The 17,183-nt window shown below is 40.5% G+C and carries 8 protein-coding genes and 1 pseudogene; 5 read left to right on the top strand and 4 right to left on the bottom strand.

Features of this window, described 5'->3' with window-relative positions; translation table 11 throughout:
- Positions 1–6: 6 nt before the first annotated feature.
- Positions 7–969: an asparaginase gene (locus QM867_RS04285; protein WP_414315233.1), complete on the bottom strand. Its 963-nt coding sequence runs from the start codon at positions 967–969 to the stop codon at positions 7–9.
- 65 nt (positions 970–1,034) lie between these two features.
- On the opposite strand from QM867_RS04285, the gene QM867_RS04280 reads away from it, so the two are divergent.
- The gene (locus QM867_RS04280; protein WP_414315232.1) at positions 1,035–2,426 is read left to right on the top strand and encodes a Cof-type HAD-IIB family hydrolase; all 1,392 of its coding nucleotides are present in this window, start codon (positions 1,035–1,037) and stop codon (positions 2,424–2,426) included.
- A 115-nt stretch (positions 2,427–2,541) separates the two neighbouring features.
- On the opposite strand, the gene QM867_RS04275 is transcribed toward QM867_RS04280, so the two are convergent.
- Positions 2,542–2,994 (bottom strand): universal stress protein, encoded by a 453-nt coding sequence (locus QM867_RS04275; protein WP_049504821.1) that lies wholly within the window; start codon positions 2,992–2,994, stop codon positions 2,542–2,544.
- A 145-nt stretch (positions 2,995–3,139) separates the two neighbouring features.
- Here QM867_RS04275 and QM867_RS04270 point away from each other — a divergent pair, with 145 nt between their 5' ends.
- The 3 genes and pseudogenes from QM867_RS04270 (at position 3,140) to tnpA (ending at position 5,235) form a co-directional block, all read left to right on the top strand.
- On the top strand, positions 3,140–3,979 hold the full coding sequence (locus QM867_RS04270; protein ID WP_414315231.1) for a metallophosphoesterase family protein: 840 nt from the start codon (positions 3,140–3,142) through the stop codon (positions 3,977–3,979).
- A gap of 71 nt (positions 3,980–4,050) precedes the next feature.
- The gene (locus QM867_RS04265) at positions 4,051–4,488 is read left to right on the top strand and encodes an Rrf2 family transcriptional regulator (RefSeq protein WP_414315230.1); all 438 of its coding nucleotides are present in this window, start codon (positions 4,051–4,053) and stop codon (positions 4,486–4,488) included.
- Between the two features lie 282 nt (positions 4,489–4,770).
- Positions 4,771–5,235: pseudogene (gene tnpA / locus QM867_RS04260) on the top strand (IS200/IS605 family transposase).
- A 389-nt stretch (positions 5,236–5,624) separates the two neighbouring features.
- On the opposite strand, the gene QM867_RS04255 reads toward tnpA, so the two are convergent.
- Positions 5,625–9,320 (bottom strand): pullulanase, encoded by a 3,696-nt coding sequence (locus tag QM867_RS04255; RefSeq protein WP_414315229.1) that lies wholly within the window; start codon positions 9,318–9,320, stop codon positions 5,625–5,627.
- A gap of 751 nt (positions 9,321–10,071) precedes the next feature.
- Positions 10,072–11,541 carry a M protein trans-acting positive regulator PRD domain-containing protein gene (locus QM867_RS04250; RefSeq protein WP_414315228.1) on the bottom strand — a complete coding sequence of 490 codons (1,470 nt, stop codon included), beginning with the start codon at positions 11,539–11,541 and terminating at the stop codon, positions 10,072–10,074.
- A 293-nt stretch (positions 11,542–11,834) separates the two neighbouring features.
- Between QM867_RS04250 and QM867_RS04245 the strand changes: the two genes are divergently transcribed.
- The coding region (locus QM867_RS04245; protein ID WP_414315227.1) for a Rib/alpha-like domain-containing protein at positions 11,835–17,183 on the top strand (5,349 nt) is incomplete at its 3' end.

The raw sequence follows: 17,183 nt of genomic DNA, 5'->3' as shown, positions 1-17,183 counted from the left end.
AGAGTATTATCCTTCCATATAGGCTCGTAATTCCTCTCCTGTAAGGCCAGCATTAATAGCAATGAGGAGTTTGAGACGAGCCTTTTGAGCATTGAGCTCTTTGACAAAGAAGACACCAGCCTTTTGTAGACAAACGCCACCGCCTTCATAGGCATAAACAGGTTCAGCAATCCCGTTAAAACAACGAGAAACCAAGGCGATTGGGAGTCCTTCTTGAATAAGGGCGTTCAATTTTTGTGATGTTTCCTTGGGGACATTTCCAGCACCAAAGGCCTGGATAATAAGACCATCTAGCTGGTCAACAGGAAGCAAATCAAGGAGTTCTTCTGTCATGCCAGCATAGACTGGAATAATTGGAACCAAGCCATGGATCCTATCAAGGTCAAAATGAACACGAGGTTCAGCTGTTTTAAAGTAGAGAATTTCCTGTTTCATGATGAGACCAAGGGGGCCGTGGGTAGGAGTCTGGAAGGTACTGACATTGGTCGTGTGCGTCTTGGTCACATATTTAGCAGCGTGGATTTCATCATTCATCACGACCAAGACACCCTTATCAGCAGCCTTATCGTCACTCGCTACGCGTAGGGCACTGAGATAATTGTAGACACCATCGCTTCCGAGTTCGTTGGAACTACGCATGGCCCCTGTTAGTACGATCGGTTTGTGAGGAACCTCCATGGTATCGAGGAAATAGGCAGTTTCCTCCAAGGTATCTGTCCCATGTGTAACCACGAAACCGTCATAATGATCAGACTCCTCTTTGATTTTTTGATAGAGGGCCAGCATATGCTTGGGTTTAATATGGGGACTTGGCAGATTAAAAAAGTCGAGCGCGTGGACTTCAACTCCTCCAAGTGGATTGGATACATGATTCATAGGGTTTTCTTGGCTAGTTACAACAGCGCCAGAGTCATCGGCTTGCATGGAAATAGTACCACCCGTATGTAAAACAAGGATTTTCTTAGGCATGATTTACTCACTCTTTCTGAAATGTGGTATAATCATTGTATCACAAAAGGGGAGAATGAGGTAGGATGGAAGTCAAAGCTGTTTTTTTTGATATCGATGGAACACTAGTCAACGATCGCAAGAGTGTTTTGAAATCCACTAAGGACGCGATTAAGATTGTGAAGGAACAGGGGGTGCTTGTTGGAGTAGCGACAGGGCGAGGACCTTTTTTTGTTAAGGATTTAATGGAAGATTTAGATCTGGATTTTGCCATAACCTATAACGGCCAATATATCTTTAATAAAGACAGAGTCTTGTTTACAAGTTCTCTTTCCAAATCTCATTTACGGCAGTTGATTGCCTATGCTAAAAAAGAGGGCAAGGAAATTGCTTTGGGGACCAAGGATGCCATGCTTGGTTCGAAAATCATGTCTTTTGGCCTAGGTTCTTTTTCACAAAGAGTGAGTCGTTTTGTCCCCTCTATGTTGACTCGTACAGTTAGTCATTCCTTTAATCGAATGGTGAGTAAGGTCGTTCCTCAGAAGGAAGAAGACTTGCTTCAGTTGATGAATCAGCCCATTTATCAAGTTTTGATGCTAATGACGCCAGAAGAATCTGAGAAAGCAGCAGCTGATTTTAAAGACTTGAAATTAACTCGTAGTAATCCTTTTGCAGCCGATGTCATCAACCAAGGAAATTCCAAGTTAGAAGGCATTCGCCGAGTCGGAAAAGAGTATGGTTTTGATCTCAATCAAGTCATGGCCTTTGGTGATTCGGATAATGACCTAGAAATGTTGGCGGGTGTTGGGATGTCAGTTGCTATGGGCAATGGTAGTAGCAGTGTCAAGGAAGTGGCGAAGCATATCACAACCAGCAACCAGCAAGATGGGATTCACAAGGCCTTGGAACACTTTGGTGTTTTGGCTTCAGAGAAAGTCTTTGTCAGCCGTGACTATCATTTCAATAAGGTCAAGACCTTCCACCACATGATGGATGAACGAACTCAGGAAGAACCAAAGGCTTGGGATTTAGAAGGTGCCACCCATAGAGCGGGATTTAAGATAGAAGAACTGGTCGAGTTTGTTCGAGCTGCTAGCTCTTCTGAAGAAGACTTCGAACGGGCAGTTGGACAGTTACACCAAGCATTGGATCAAGCAGCAGAGAAAGTAGTCAAGAAGACACCTGCTCAACAAGATTTGATAGGGCAAGTAGATGCCTTAATTGATACCTTGTATTTCACCTATGGTAGCTTTGTTTTGATGGGAGTGGATCCAGAAAGGATTTTTGATATTGTCCATCAAGCCAATATGGGTAAAATGTTTCCCGATGGAAAAGCTCATTTTGATCCAGTTACTCACAAAATCCTAAAACCAGATGACTGGGAGGAGAGATATGCTCCAGAACCAGCCATTAAAAAGGAAATTGAGCGTCAGATAAAGGCCTATGAACGCCACAAGGAAAGAGCCGATAAGAAATAGGCGATAGAAAAGGAAGCCTTGAATGATGTTTTGATTTCCTGGCTCCAACTACTGCGTCAACAATTTATGAAAAAAATGAGGTTAGGAGAAAAATCCCAACCTCATTTCTTTTTTATTACAAAGTTTTGTCCTTATCTCTAACGACGAGAAGGTCAACGCTGGTATGGCGTAGGATATATTCTGATGAAGAACCAACTAGCAGGCGCTCGAAAGCATTGAGCCCTGTTGCTCCAACCAAAATCAAATCAACCTTTTCTTTGTCTGGAATTGTTTTAGCTAAGAGAGTTTTAGGGTTACCCATCTCAATAACAACTTTTATGTCTGTGAGACCAGCATCTCTTGCACGCTTTTCGTATTCTGCCATCAAATCGTTGGCCTCTACTTGCAATTCTTCGTAAACTTCAGCATCAAATGTTGAGATGCTTTGAAGAGCACGTGTGTCAATAACATGGGCAATAGTTAGTTTTGCTTGGTTACGTAGTGCTGAATGAACCCCTTTGATGAAAGCCAAGTCAGCTTCCTTGGAACCGTCAACCGCTACCATGATGTTTTCATAACGTTGTGTCATAGCAAAAACCTCCTCATTCTTATTACCTTCATTGTATTCCTTTTCACCAAAAAAGTAAAGTAAAAAACGATAGGAAAGATAGGTGCTTTTTGACTTTGACTTGGAGTTTGTTATAATAAAAATAGAAAAGCTAAGAGGAAAAGATATGACAAAAATCGCAGTATTATCAGATATACATGGCAATACAACAGCCTTAGAGGCTGTTCTGGTAGATGCCCAGAAGGCGGGGGTTGATGAGTATTGGCTATTAGGAGATATCCTAATGCCTGGAACAGGACGAAAAAACATTCTCCAGAGATTGGACACTTTACCCATTACTCTTAGAGTTCTGGGAAATTGGGAAGATAGTCTTTGGCGAGCCTGTCATCGCAAGTTAGATGAAAGCAGACCTAGCCATCGTTATCTCTTGCGCCAGTGTCAGTATATTATGGAAGAAATTAGTAGCCAAGAGATTGAGGCACTGCAGGACTATCCTTTGCAAGTGCATCGCCAGTTTGGAGATCTGAAGCTAGGGATTAGTCATCACTTGCCTGATAAAAACTGGGGGCGAGAATTGATTCATATGGGAAAGCAAGAGGATTTTGATCGTCTTGTCACCAATCCAGATTGCGATATTGCCATTTATGGTCATATCCATCAGCAGTTTCTTCGTTATGGTAGTGGTGGTCAGCTTATCCTGAATCCAGGTTCCATTGGGCAACCCTTCTTTTTATCTGGAAATTTACGCAAAGACTTGCGGGCCCAATACATGATCTTAGAATTTGATGAAAAAGGTTTAAAAGATGCTGATTTTCGTCGTGTCGATTATGATATTGAGGCAGAATTACAGCTAGCTAAAGACTTACAATTACCCTACTACCAAGTTTATTATGAAAGCTTAGTTAATGGGATTCACCATACCCATAATCAAGACTTACTTCATGAAATTGCTCAAGAACAAGGACATGATGCTGAGTTGGATGACTGGCTTAGTGGTAACTCTTGACATTACAACTACAAGAGATATAATAAATATAAGAAAAAGAACGAGTTAGTCTACTTAAAAAGGAGGAGAAGATGCAAATTTCAAGTCGATTTACCATTGCGACTCACATGTTGATTATTATTGCCCTAAAAGGGAAAGAAAGCAAGGTGACTAGTGATTTTCTAGCTAGTAGTGTTGGAGTCAATCCTGTCATTATCCGTAAGACCTTATCTCAACTGAAAAAAGCTGAGTTGATCTCAGTTGCGCGTGGAACTGGTGGAGCAGAGATTATCAAAGACCTAGAGGACATCAGCTTATTAGATGTTTACCAAGCAGTTGAATGCCTTGGAAAGACTGGACAACTCTTTAGTTTTCATGATAATCCCAATCCAGCCTGTCCAGTAGGAGCCAATATCCATGGGGTTTTAGATGAGAAATTACAAAAGATTCAGCTAGCCATGGAGCAGGAACTGAGTCAAACAAGCCTTGTCCAAGTAGTGACAGATGCAGAAGCAAGGATGGAGAAATAAGATCTTCTAGAAAGAGACAGAATGTAGACATACCCTATCAGTAATAAAAAAATTGCCCTTATAGAGGTTGGATAATATATAGTAAAAATTCTTAGAAATGTTGACATAATGCTATTTTTAAGAGTTTTTTTATTATGTGACTATTAGTCCGTCTCGCTCTGTGAGGTGCGAGACAAATAAACTACCCACTATGCGGGTGCGCGTCGAAGGTTATACCAAAAAAACTCCAAACGCGATACAATAAAGGTGTTCAAGCCAATTGTAAAGCGAAAGGAGAAAACCATGGTACAAAAGTCTCATAGTTTATCACACACAAAGTGGATGTGTTCCATCACATTGTGTTCACCCCTAAGTATAGACGAAAAGTCATCTATAATCAATATCGGAGTAGTTTAGGTGAAATATTTCATCGCTTGTGTAGTTATAAAGGAGTTGAAATTATCGAGGGTCACTTAATGCCAGACCATGTACATATGTTAGTAAGTATTCCACCAAGGATAAGTGTTTCGAGTTTCATGGGTTATTTAAAAGGTAAAAGTGCACTCATGATGTTTGACAAATACGCCAACCTCAAGTACAAGTTTGGGAATCGGCATTTCTGGGCAGAAGGTTATTATGTGAGTACAGTAGGGCTTAATGAAGCCACGATAAGGAAATACATACAAGATCAGGAAAAAGCATGATATAGCACTAGATAAATTAAGTGTAAAAGAATATGAGGATCCCTTTAGGGATAGTGGCAAGTAATACTCACGCCTCTTTAAGAGGCAAGTGACGAGTCAAGAGCAATGAGGCTTGAACAACGTGAAAGCCAGCGTTTTTAGGCGCTGGCTGGTAATTTGGGCTTATAGCGCTGGTGCAAACCACCCGTTAGACGGGTGGTTATGATTTTCTCTAGTAAAAGAAAGAGATTGAAGCAAATTGATCAAAATGAACCTTTTTTTAAATCTGAAGAGGCGAGACACAAACATAATTTTAGTAGAATATTGAGTATAAATCTTTCCACAATAAAACGCATATTATCAAGTTTTTTAAACATCTGAATAATATGCGTTTTTCTGATTTTAAAGACTTTTATCCCAGCTTCTTTTTACATGTTTTTCTATCAAGTTGCTGGATTTATAGAGTCCTTGCTTTTATTGTTCCTTTCTTGACTTGAGGAAGCTACCAAGTCCAAGGAGGGCTAGGAGGCTGATTCCTGCAAGAGTAAGAAGAGATTTGCTCTCAGTTCCTGTGTTTGGAAGGACTTTCTGAGAAAGAGTCTCTGCAGCAGTTTCTTGGGTTTCAGGATTTGCTGCTAGGTTTTGGGCTTGACCTTGTTCTTGTTCGACATTCAAGCTAGAAAGATCAAATTCTGGTTTTTCTTCCACAGCTGGGGCAACGATGGCACCACCTTGTGCGATTCGAAGAACAGTAGCTGTAAGGGCATTCAATTTCAAGCCTTTTTCAGTCCATTCAAGTCCTTGAGGGTTGGCAATTCCGACTGGTCCTGCTTGGTTTTCATCTGCTAAAACTTCAGCATTTCTGAGATGTGCAAAGGCAGTTCCCAAGTTAAATTCACGAGCTTTTTCATCCGCATTGACAAAGACTGCGTAGATATCTCCATTCGGAGCAGTGATTTGGTAGCCAATCACTACATCTTCTTTTTCCACACCATTTTGGCCTGGGACAGTGATGAGTTGGACACGGTCTTTGATATCTTGCAGACTCTTGAGTCGGAAGGCATCTGTAGATTGGCGAAGGGCAATCAAACCTTTCATGTAGTCACGGCTCTTGACATTTTCAGGATAAGCTTTTCCATCTGTAGCTTTAGTCCAGTCAAACTTGTTGACAGCATCGCTAGAGTCATAAGAGTCATGGATGAAGTAAGGATAGTCAAATGGGTTACCATCCTTGTCACGAAGTAAGTGAGATTTGTTTGGAACCTTATCCTCTGCTACTGGAGTCTTGTAGGCTGGGTCACGGAATTGTTTGGTACGTCCGTATTCCTGACCAGAGTGGATAAATGGTGTTCCTTGAGCTGTCAAGACCATGAGATTTCCAAGGCGCAAACGACGATGGATTTCCGCATAGTTTTCAGCCTTGCTTGGGTCTTTTTTGATTGATTGGGCAATGATGTCAAAAAGGGTCAAGTTATCATGGGCTGCGATGTATTGAATCACATCTCCAGGGCTATCTGCTTCAAAGTTGGTTGGTTGAGCAATCAGATTTTTAAAGATGGTATTGATATCGCGTTTTCCACCTGTGATAAAGGCAGGTTGACCTTCATTTGGATAACCAGACTTGAGGTTGTTACGGATGTCATCTGAAAAGACAGCGACAGTATCGGTATGTTTCATCCAATCTTGGTCAGCAGCTTTAGTAGGCATATTTTCATCACCAGAATAGGTTCTCCAACCTTCACCAAGCATGATGAGATTTGGATTGAGGGCGCGTGCAGCCTTGTAAGCTTCTTCGACAGAAGCTGCATCATGATCTCCCATCATATCGAAACGGAAACCATCTACTTTGTAGGTATCGACTAGATATTTGATAGAGTCTACCATGACGCGTTTAGACATGTAGTGGGTTGTTCCTAGACGACCACCACCAAAGCTAGTACGAGGTGTTCCGTCTGCATCCATGAAGTGGTAGTAGTTTGGCTCAATGTCTTCAAAGATATCAACATTGGCAGTATGGTTGTAAACTACGTCTAAGATAGCACCCATGCCACGTTTATGGATTTCGTTGACAAGGTTCTTAAATTCTGCGATACGTTTTTCTGGGTCCTTAGGATCACTTGAGTACATACCAGTCAAGGAGAAGTAGTTTTGAGGGTCATAACCCCAGTTGTAGTTGCTATCGCTTGAAGCATAGGCAGACAGTCGTTCTTGATTCTTCAATTCATTGACATAGTAGTATGACAAGACTGGAAGGAGTTGGATGTGGGTAACACCTAAATCTTTGAGGTAGTCAAGCTTTTCGATAAAGGCTTCAAAAGTACCAAATGGTTTAGTCAAATCTTTTGCAATGGCGGGATCTGAAGTGAAGTCACGAACGTGAGCCTCGTAGATAACAGCATCTTCACGAGATTTGAAGTTATGAATCTTACCATAAGTCAAGTCTTGAGGTCCAAGTTTTGCTGGATCCACAAAAGCAGCTTTAGCAACCTTATGGGCAGCGTCTGTTTTGGCTAGATCGCTGTTCCAAGCTGCTAGAGATTTGGCGTAAGGATCAAGTACGAGGACAGTCTTGCCTTGGCGCTCGATTTGGTAGTGGTAGTAGTAGCCAGTATAGTTGCTAATACCAAGTCCTGAGTTCTCATTCAGAGTTTGTTTCCAGGTTCCTTTTTCTCCTTTTTCAAGAGCGATGGTTCCGACCACTTTTTCAGGATCTTTCTTATCGTAGATGACAACAGAAACTTTATCAGCACTTGGTGACCAGAGGGTCAGATCAACACGTTTGCCATCTTCTTTAAGGTTAGCACCAAGAGGGCCATCGTAACTGTAAGTCTCATCTTTGAGACGCCAGCTTGAACGAGTTGTAAAATGATCTGAATCATAGGCGACTGTATATGGGTTTTGAGTGTCAGAGAAATCACCGATGTAGGTTACTTTCTTACTTGCTTCATCGATTGTAACATCGGAGATAGCCACTTTATTCCCTTGGTGGTCAGTGATGTTGGAATGTTTAAGGATGTCTTCTTTTTTAGCACCAACCAAGGTAGAAAAACTACTTTCAATACGGGACTTAGCCACATGTTGGGCACCAGTCATACGGATGTCGTGCACATAATAAGGGTTGGTGTAGATTGTTTCGTCATCATCCTTAAGGAAGATTTGACTGTGGTTTTTCAGGTCAGTAAATTTATAATCTTCTTTTCTGATTTTCACATCATCGCCTTTCTTGCTCTCATCTAATAGTAAAAATCCAAATTCTCTGGCGGCTTCATTGAGCGGAATGTCGATGTAGCGTCCATGTTTTCCACTTGCAGTAAAGTCTGTACCGTCAGGCCATTCACCATTGCTTGGAGTCTTCACATCTCCCCAGTACCAGAGAGATTTCTTGTCATAGTTACCATCGGTGCGGAAATAGTTGACGCGGATCGTTCCAGCTGGCTGCGGTTGGTAGTTGTGGACCTTGTAGTCCTCATCAAGCCAAGCTTCATTCATCTTTGGAGAGAGGCGCTCTACTGAACGATCTCCAGTAAGGTTGTCCCCTTTGGTGTTGTTAATGAGGAAGCTGACTTTCTTGGCTTGTTCATTTTTTAGTTTGACATCTAGGTAGTAGCCGTAGTCGTCTTTCTTGGCATCCTTGAAGGACTGGGCGCCATTTGGCCAGTTCTCAGATGGTTTTTCGACATCGTCCCAGGTCCAAAGACCTTGCGAATCTTGGTTTTCTTGGGGAAGTTTTTTGACGTGGATACGGAAGTAGTTGTCTTGGATCGGATTTTCAGATACAGTGTCTGCTGGCGAAGCTTTCTCAGCAGCTAGACTTGATACTTCTGTTTTCTCGTCTTTATTGGTTGGAAGGCTTGCAGTAGCCTCAGTTGAAGCTGTTTCAGAAACTGCTACTGAGTCAGATGTTTTAGACTCTAGGGAAGCGTTTGCATCTTTTGGGGCCAAAATAGGCATTTTTTCCTCAGCTTGGCTGGTTTCTGTAGTAACTGGGCCTGCACTAATAGCGCTTACATTTTCTTGTGTGCCAAGACTAGTTTCAGCTGCAGATACAGAAGGTGCTGTTAAGGCAAGGAGGATAAAGCTTGCTCCAATAAGGACAGAGCCAGCTCCGTTTTTCAGAGAACGGATACTGTAAATCATTTTTTTATCTGGTTGAGATGACGTGTTTTTCATAGACACTCTCCTATCATTTATTTCTATCCTAGTATAGCATGGAGTAAAATTTTATGCAATCGTTTTCTTTTGTTTTGTAGGTGAGAAATCAGACTAGGTGAAAAATCATCCTCCATTAAAATCCAATCCCCCTTTTTGTTGATAGTCTACTGAAGAAATATCCTAGCCTAAGTATAAACATTGAAATTGACCAGCTAATCAGTAGATCTTGCTATATTCTAGCAAAGCAAGGAAAAGTCTTTTCTTAGACTGAAATATATAGGTTATAGTTACATAAAATCTGAACAAATTTACTACAGAAGTTAAGTCAATTTCTAGCAATTTTTTTAGAATTCACAATGTATAGTGGATTGAATCTAGAATAGTAGATTACGACTGCTAAAAATATTTCTAGAAATTAGTTTGACTTTCCTAATCGAATTGTTCATACCTTATTTCAATCCACTATGTTGTAAATGAGCAAAAATTTATCGACAAGTGCGAATCCATTGTTGAAAGTAATACTCAATGAAAATCAAAGAGCAAACTAGGAAATTAGCCGCAGGTTGCTCAAAACACTGTTTTGAGGTTGTGGATAAAACTGACAAAGTCAGCTCAAAGCACTGCTTTGAGGTTGCAGATGGACGTTGACGCGGTTTGAAGAGATTTTCGAAGAGTATAAAAACGCATAATATCAAGTTTTTAAGATAACTGACATTATGCGTTTGTATATGTTTTAGTCTGCTTACTTGGTTATAAAACAGAGGCTTTTTTAAAGTTTACTAATGGAAAGAGTATTGAGTTCATTGACGACTTGTAGATTAGCCATGCGACCGACGTTCATGAGTTTCGGATGAACCAATCCTTCAATATCAAAGTTGGTAATGATGGCATCGTAACCCGCTTCCATGATTTCATTGACATTTAGTGTCGCTTTATCCCATGTTTCAAAGTGGATGTTTCTAGAGGTGTAAAATTGATAGAGTGAAATCAAAGCCTGAGGATGGGCAAAGTCAAACTCACTCAAAACAAGAACACGAACCTTGGTTTGGTGCTTTAGGAGTTGTTCCATTAGATCAGTTGCGTGGGTTAAAAGAGTATAGACTAGATGGATTACAGCGTGAAGTTGCTCCTTTTGTCCCAAGCTAGACTTATAGCGCATCATTTCAAAACTAGCTGCTTCGTAAAAATCTGGGAAGAACTTTTTAATCTTATTCAGTGCATAAGATTTGTTATGAGAAATGATAGATTCTGAGTTGATTTCTTGACGCTCTAGAAATGCAGTGTTATGCAAGTGCCAAATCAATTGATCGGTATTTGAAAAGTGGACATCAAACTGTCGGGTAAGATTGTCGAGGACATCTCGAGCTGAGTGATAGGAGTGATCGACTTTCTCATTGTCTTTCCGCGCCTCTAGGAAATCCTCGACCGTGAAGAAAATCCCCTCTTGAGTATAGGAGCTGAAAATTTGGTCAATGGTTGTAAAATCGAGTGTGATTCCAAGACGATCACCAAGAGATTGCAATTCCTGCTGGAAGTTTGAAAGTTGACTAAAAATAGGGCGAAGAGAGTCAAACTCGATTTCCCCTTTAGGTCTCGGTAAAATCTTTGCTCGATGGAGATTGACTGCAATTTGTGTCTTCAGCTGAAACATATTTTGGTAGGTGATAGGATAGCCTGTGACCTTGACAAAAAAAGTCACAAATTCATCCACATCTTCAGAAGAGAAAGGAAATGGCCATTTGAAGAAACCATAGGCTTCATGGAAATATTGGGCAAAAAAGAAGCGAATGTCTCTTTCGTCTCCAATAATTGAAATAGGGGTCACCTTGAGCTTGAATTTATACTTTGATTGCAAAATATTATTGATCTCAGCAACCTTCTTACGAAGTGAGGGAAGAGAAATATCAAGCGTTTCAACTAGGTGCTCGAAAGTAAATGGTTCTTCTAATAGGAAGAAAGCTTTGAGTACCTGAAAATTAACAGACTCTTGCAAAATGTGTCTATAAATTCGCTCAATACCAAAGTTCTGTTCGTTCGTTAGTCGGATACCAGCAGTTGATGATAAAATATCAAAGCAAGAAAGTTGCTCGCGCATTTCTTTGATATCGCTTTTGATGATGCGTCCATTCAGATCTAGAATATCAGCCAAGGTGTCAATATGAATCCATTCTTGGTTCTCAAATAAGTATTCTAGAATTTTTAATTGTCTCTGTTCTTTGTGAGATAATAGTTCTCTCATGGGAAATACTCCTTGAAAATATAAAGTATTATAAACAAAAAAAGATAAAAAAATTATCAGGGCTTTTCTCTATTATAGCATGTTTTCGAAAAAAACTTTTAAAAATCGTTTATAAATTATCAAATTTTATAATAATTTTACTAAAAAAAGAGTAAATTTGGAAATGATTTGTACCTAGGATTTTTTTTTTTTTCTAAACAAACAAAGTGATTGACTATTTTGCCTCTATATTTTATAATGGTAACGTATGTAAAACACATGCGACTCTAATAAAAAATAAATAGGAGATAAGAATGTATTTTAATCGTAAAAATGCAGAGCAGAAGAACTGGCGTATGATTAAAAAAGGAAAACATTTCCTTTTTGGTTGTTCGCTTGTTTTTGCGGTCGGAGCTAGCTTAGCTACTCAAACGGTCCATGCAGACACAGCATCGGAATTTACAGTTGAGAGTGGCTCAAAAGCTAAAGAGGCTAAGCCTGGATATGGTGGAGAAACGGGGACTTATGAAGCTCCTGCTGCTGTGGCAGAGACTCAGCCAGCAACAGTTGAAAAAGCAGTGGTAGCGGAAAACACTACTGCTAAAACAGCTAACAAAGAAGCTTTGACCCAGTTGGTCGAAGAAGTAAAAGGCTTGGACAAAGCAGGAAAGACAGAAGACTCTCTTTCTCGCTTGAACACAGCACTTGAACAAGCACAAAATGTTTTGGCAAATGCAGAAGCTAGCCAAGACCAAGTGGATACAGCAGTCGCTAGTCTCAAAGAGGCAGTAGCTCAACTTGCTGCCAAAGAAGAAAAAGCAACAGCAGTAGCCACTGAAGCTAAAGTTGAAGAAGTAACGGAAGCGGCAACTGAACCAGTCGCACCAGCTGAACCAGTCCGTTCAAGAGGGAAACGTGATCTAAGTTCACGTGCAGCATACCGTTCAGTTGACGGATCAGTCGCTGAAGGTGAATTTGCTGGTGCGGGTGTCAAGCAGTTTCAGTCAGTTCGCTACAGTGTGGATGGAGACACAACGACTTGGACAATTAGTGTTGTACCGCAGCATAAGAATCACCAAGCTGCTGGCTTGGTGGTCGCATCAGATGATACAATTCAAAGTATTACTGTCGTAGACCGTGGTCCTAATGCTGGACGTCTGAATGAGGATTATTACGTTGAGAAAGATTTTGGAAAGCTCCCTGCTATGAGCAATCACAAAGCTTTGGCGTCTCATTATAAATACATTGGTGGAGGAGTTCCTGATTCGCTTACCTATAGAGTAGTGACTAAAGGGACCCATCACAATCTGTTTGCTCGTTTTGCAACGGCTATTGTAAAAAACTCACTAGAAAATGGTGGGATGAATGGTTCATCAGCTGTTAAAAATCGTACTTCAGATTTCCCAGAAGTTGGGATTAATATCTCATCAAGACTTGCACCACAACCAGGAGTCAACAACACTTACACTCAAACAAATGACACAATTACAGTACCTACTGTAGCTTCTACAGACACAACCATCTCAGGTACAGGTAAGCCAGGTGCTATCATCAATCTCAAGAGCAATGGTAAAACTGCTAAGCAAACCCAAGTTGCACAAAACGGACAATGGTCATTCCCACTTGATTTTGGTTTGAATAGTAGCGTTTCTGGTGGTCCACAGTTAGTTACTGGGGATAACATTAGCGTTACCCAAACAGTTAATGGTCAAGAAAGTGCTGCTACACCTGTAAATATCTCTCTCGGTCACTCAGAGATCGTACCATCATCTAAATCAAAACAACAGAATAATCTTGTTGAAAATGATAGAAACGTTACCTTGAAAGTGCCACACGATGCAGGAGCAGCTTACTTCCAATTCACGGATAAAGATGGCAAGGCGCAAGAAGTTGGACTCAAACGTGATGCTGTTCCAGGTAAATGGCAAGTAAACTCTTCAAGCAGTGCACTTGCAAGTGTTGCTTCAAGTGAAGATGGTAAGTTCTACTCAACAATCAACTTGACCTTGAACAAAGATATGAAAGCTGGAACAACAGCTCGAGTTATCTCTAACATGCAAGAAGGTAGCTACTCAAGTCTTCAAGGATGGCAATCACGTAACGTTGAAGAAGCTCCAAAAGAGGAGACTCCAGCACCACAACCACAGCCACAGCCACAACCAGAACCATCAAAACCAATTACTCCAGCAGTAGATGGCGCAACTACAGCCCCAGCATCAGCCCCAGAAATTGTCAATGATTTGGCAGGTAAAGCAAGTACTCCAGCTGATGTAACAGTGAAAGCACCAGCAGGTTCAACTGTTAAACTTTACAACAAAGATGGCGTTGTGATCGGTGAAGCCGTAGCTAACGATAAAGGTGTAGCAACTGTTCACCCTACAAACAGCCTTCCTGAAGGAGAGATCACAGCTACTTCAACACCAGCAGGTGGAACAGAGTCAGCTAAGAGTGCACCGATTACAGTTACAAAAACACCAACGCCGATTTCGAACGATGAGGTGACCAAGGGTCCTTATAAGTTGCAAATGATCACCAATACGACAAAGGTGACACTTTATCGTGGAGATAAACTTACTTTAACAGGTGATGCTGCTGGGACAGCTTTGCGTTGGTTCGGAATTGTTCCAGAAACAGCTTTTAATGTAAAAGGGGTAGAACCATCGGGTGGATTGTCTACTAATGGAAGTGCAGCAATAAGAAACAGCCATGCTGAAGCAAAAGGTACTGTTGCATGGACCCAACCTCTAGGGGATACTAAGGTCGTCTTTAGAGCTACTGGAAGTCCAGAGCCAACAAGTAATCAGAAAGTATCGATTGATCGAGTAATCACTGTTACAGTTCTTGAGACTACTAAAAAGTATGACCCAGTTGCAGGTACAAAAGTAGATATTGCAAATCCAAACAACGTTAGTGAAGATGAAAAGAACAAGATCATCAACTCAGTTAAAACTGCGAACCCAAGTCTTCCAGCAGGTTCACAATACAGTGTAGATGAAAAGGGTAACCTTACAATCACATACCCTGATAAATCAACAGATAAGGTTGCAGCAGCATATCTCGTTAACCCAACAACTCCTGCACGTGAAAACGTAGCACCAACAGTAGAAATTCCTTACTCTAATAAAGCTGAAAAAGAAGTTTATGTCTATGGTGGAGAAGCAAACTCATTCGATATCAAATTCAAAGATGATAGTGGAAAAATTGCAAGTGCTACTGTAAACGCTGGAGGAAACCAAGCATTTAAACCAGTTGAAGGTGAAGCAAATAAAATTAACACTCAATTTGGATTTAAAGCAAATGTTATCTCTGCTGAAACACCAGCAACAGCAGATGCACCAGCAGTCATTACTTATTCAGGTACTCCAGCACCAGAAGGGAAATTTACACAAAACGACTTAGATGCTGCCACTAGAGGTGAAAATCCAAAAGGTGTAGCTTTAGGATGGCGTTATGCAACTGCAACGGATACAGATGGTGCGAAAATTGAGAATGGAGCAACAAGTGCTTCAAACCCAACTGACCCAGGTGCATTCCGTGTCATGCTTAAGGGACAAACTCAAAAATATGACATTGTAGCTCCAACAGAAAAAGTTGCTGTAGCAGACCCAACGAATGTAACAGATGACGACTTAGCTAAAATCAAAGAGAAACTCCAACTTGAGTACTCTAAAACCAATGATGATGCTAACTTGGCAGATAAAAAAGGTCAACCTGTAGCTGACAAAGATGCTAAGATTAAATCAGTCGAAAAAGATGCTGATGGAAATCTTGTTGTAACCTATAAAGATGGTTCTCAAGATAAGAAACCATTGTCAGAATTTGTAACGAAAGATACAACAACTCCTGCACGTGACAACGTAGCTCCAACAGTAGAGATTCCTTACTCTAATAAAGCTACTAAAGAAGTTTATGTATACGGTGGAGAAGCAAACTCATTCGATATCAAATTCAAAGATGATAGCGGAAAAATTGCAAGTGCTACTGTAAACGCTGGAGGAAACCAAGCATTTAAACCAGTTGAAGGTGAAGCAAATAAAATTAACACTCAATTTGGATTTAAAGCAAATGTTATCTCTACTGAAACTCCAGCAACAGCAGAAACACCAGCAGTCATTACTTATTCAGGTACTCCAGCACCAGAAGGGAAATTTACACAAAACGACTTAGATGCTGCCACTAGAGGTGAAAATCCAAAAGGTGTAGCTTTAGGATGGCGTTATGCAACTGCAACGGATACAGATGGTGCGAAAATTGAGAATGGAGCAACAAGTGCTTCAAACCCAACTGACCCAGGTGCATTCCGTGTCATGCTTAAGGGCCAAACTCAAAAATATGACATTGCTACTCCAACTGAAAAAGTTACTGTAGCAGATCCAGCAAATGTAACAGAAGCTGAGTTGGCTAAAATCAAAGAAAAACTTCAACTTGAGTACAACAAGAACAATGACGATGCGAATATCGCAAAAGATACTCCAGTTAATAAAGATGGTAAGATTAAATCAGTCACAAAAGATGCAGATGGAAATCTTGTCGTAACCTATGCAGATGGTTCTCAAGATAAGAAACCATTGTCAGAATTTGTAAACGTAGCTCCAACAGTTGAGCTCCCATACTCAAATGAAGCTAAGAAAGAAATCTATGTTTATACAGGTGAAAACACTGATTTAACATTCAAAGCATCAGACAACACTGCTGTTAAAGATATGTATGTACGTGGTCCTGGTGGTATTGGAAAAGATAATACGGCAGATTACGGTTTCACAACTGGAAAAATCGAGAATTCAGCAGTCACTCATGGTGATGGTACTGTATCAGGTGCTACAGCTACTATTAAGATGACAGGTGTTACAACACTTAAAGCTCCAAACCATTGGACAAGCTTTGTTGTTGCTAATGACAATGATAATGCACCATCAACTACTGATTTTAGAGCATTGGATCAAAACCCTAATGCAACTCAGACACCAGGATATGTTCACTTTATCGTTAAATCTCAAACAGATAAGTACGATATTGCAACTCCAGCTCCAGCTGATAAAGTTGAAGTAGCAGATCCAGATAAAGTAACAGATGCTGAGTTAGATAAAATCAAAGAAAAATTACAACTTGAGTACAAAAAAGATAACGATGATGCGAACATCGCAAAAGATACTCCAGTTGATAAAGATGGTAAGATTAAATCAGTCACAAAAGATGACAAAGGAAATCTTGTAGTAACCTATACAGATGGTTCTACAGATACAAAACCATTATCAGAATTTGTAACTAAAAAACCAACAGATGCAGATAAGAACGAGCCAACACCAAAAGCTCAAACTGTAGATAAAGGAACTGAACCAAAAGCAGAAGATTCAATCGGTAACTTGAAAGATCTTCCTAAGGGTACAACAGTAGCCTTCAAGGATCCAGTAGACACAACAACACCAGGTGAAAAACCTGCGACAGCAGTTGTAACTTACCCAGATGGTTCTAAGGAAGAAGTTCCAGTTAAAGTAACTGTTACAGACCCAAGTTCAAAACCAACAGATGCAGATAAGAACGAGCCAACACCAAAAGCTCAAACTGTAGATAAAGGAACTGAACCAAAAGCAGAAGATTCAATCGGTAACTTGAAAGATCTTCCTAAGGGTACAACAGTAGCCTTCAAGGATCCAGTAGACACA

Origin of the sequence: Streptococcus infantis (assembly GCF_047463635.1) — a bacterium.
Taxonomy (GTDB): domain Bacteria; phylum Bacillota; class Bacilli; order Lactobacillales; family Streptococcaceae; genus Streptococcus; species Streptococcus infantis_W.
This window is presented reverse-complemented; position numbering and strand designations above follow the sequence as displayed.

Bases quoted from the DNA above. Each gene is read 5' to 3' on its own strand.
- QM867_RS04255 (WP_414315229.1), bottom strand. From the start codon at position 9,320: ATGAAAAACACGTCATCTCAACCAGATAAAAAAATGATTTACAGTATC.
- QM867_RS04275 (WP_049504821.1), bottom strand. From the start codon at position 2,994: ATGACACAACGTTATGAAAACATCATGGTAGCGGTTGACGGTTCCAAG.
- QM867_RS04285 (WP_414315233.1), bottom strand. From the start codon at position 969: ATGCCTAAGAAAATCCTTGTTTTACATACGGGTGGTACTATTTCCATG.
- QM867_RS04280 (WP_414315232.1), top strand. From the start codon at position 1,035: ATGGAAGTCAAAGCTGTTTTTTTTGATATCGATGGAACACTAGTCAAC.
- QM867_RS04270 (WP_414315231.1), top strand. From the start codon at position 3,140: ATGACAAAAATCGCAGTATTATCAGATATACATGGCAATACAACAGCC.
- QM867_RS04265 (WP_414315230.1), top strand. From the start codon at position 4,051: ATGCAAATTTCAAGTCGATTTACCATTGCGACTCACATGTTGATTATT.
- QM867_RS04250 (WP_414315228.1), bottom strand. From the start codon at position 11,541: ATGAGAGAACTATTATCTCACAAAGAACAGAGACAATTAAAAATTCTA.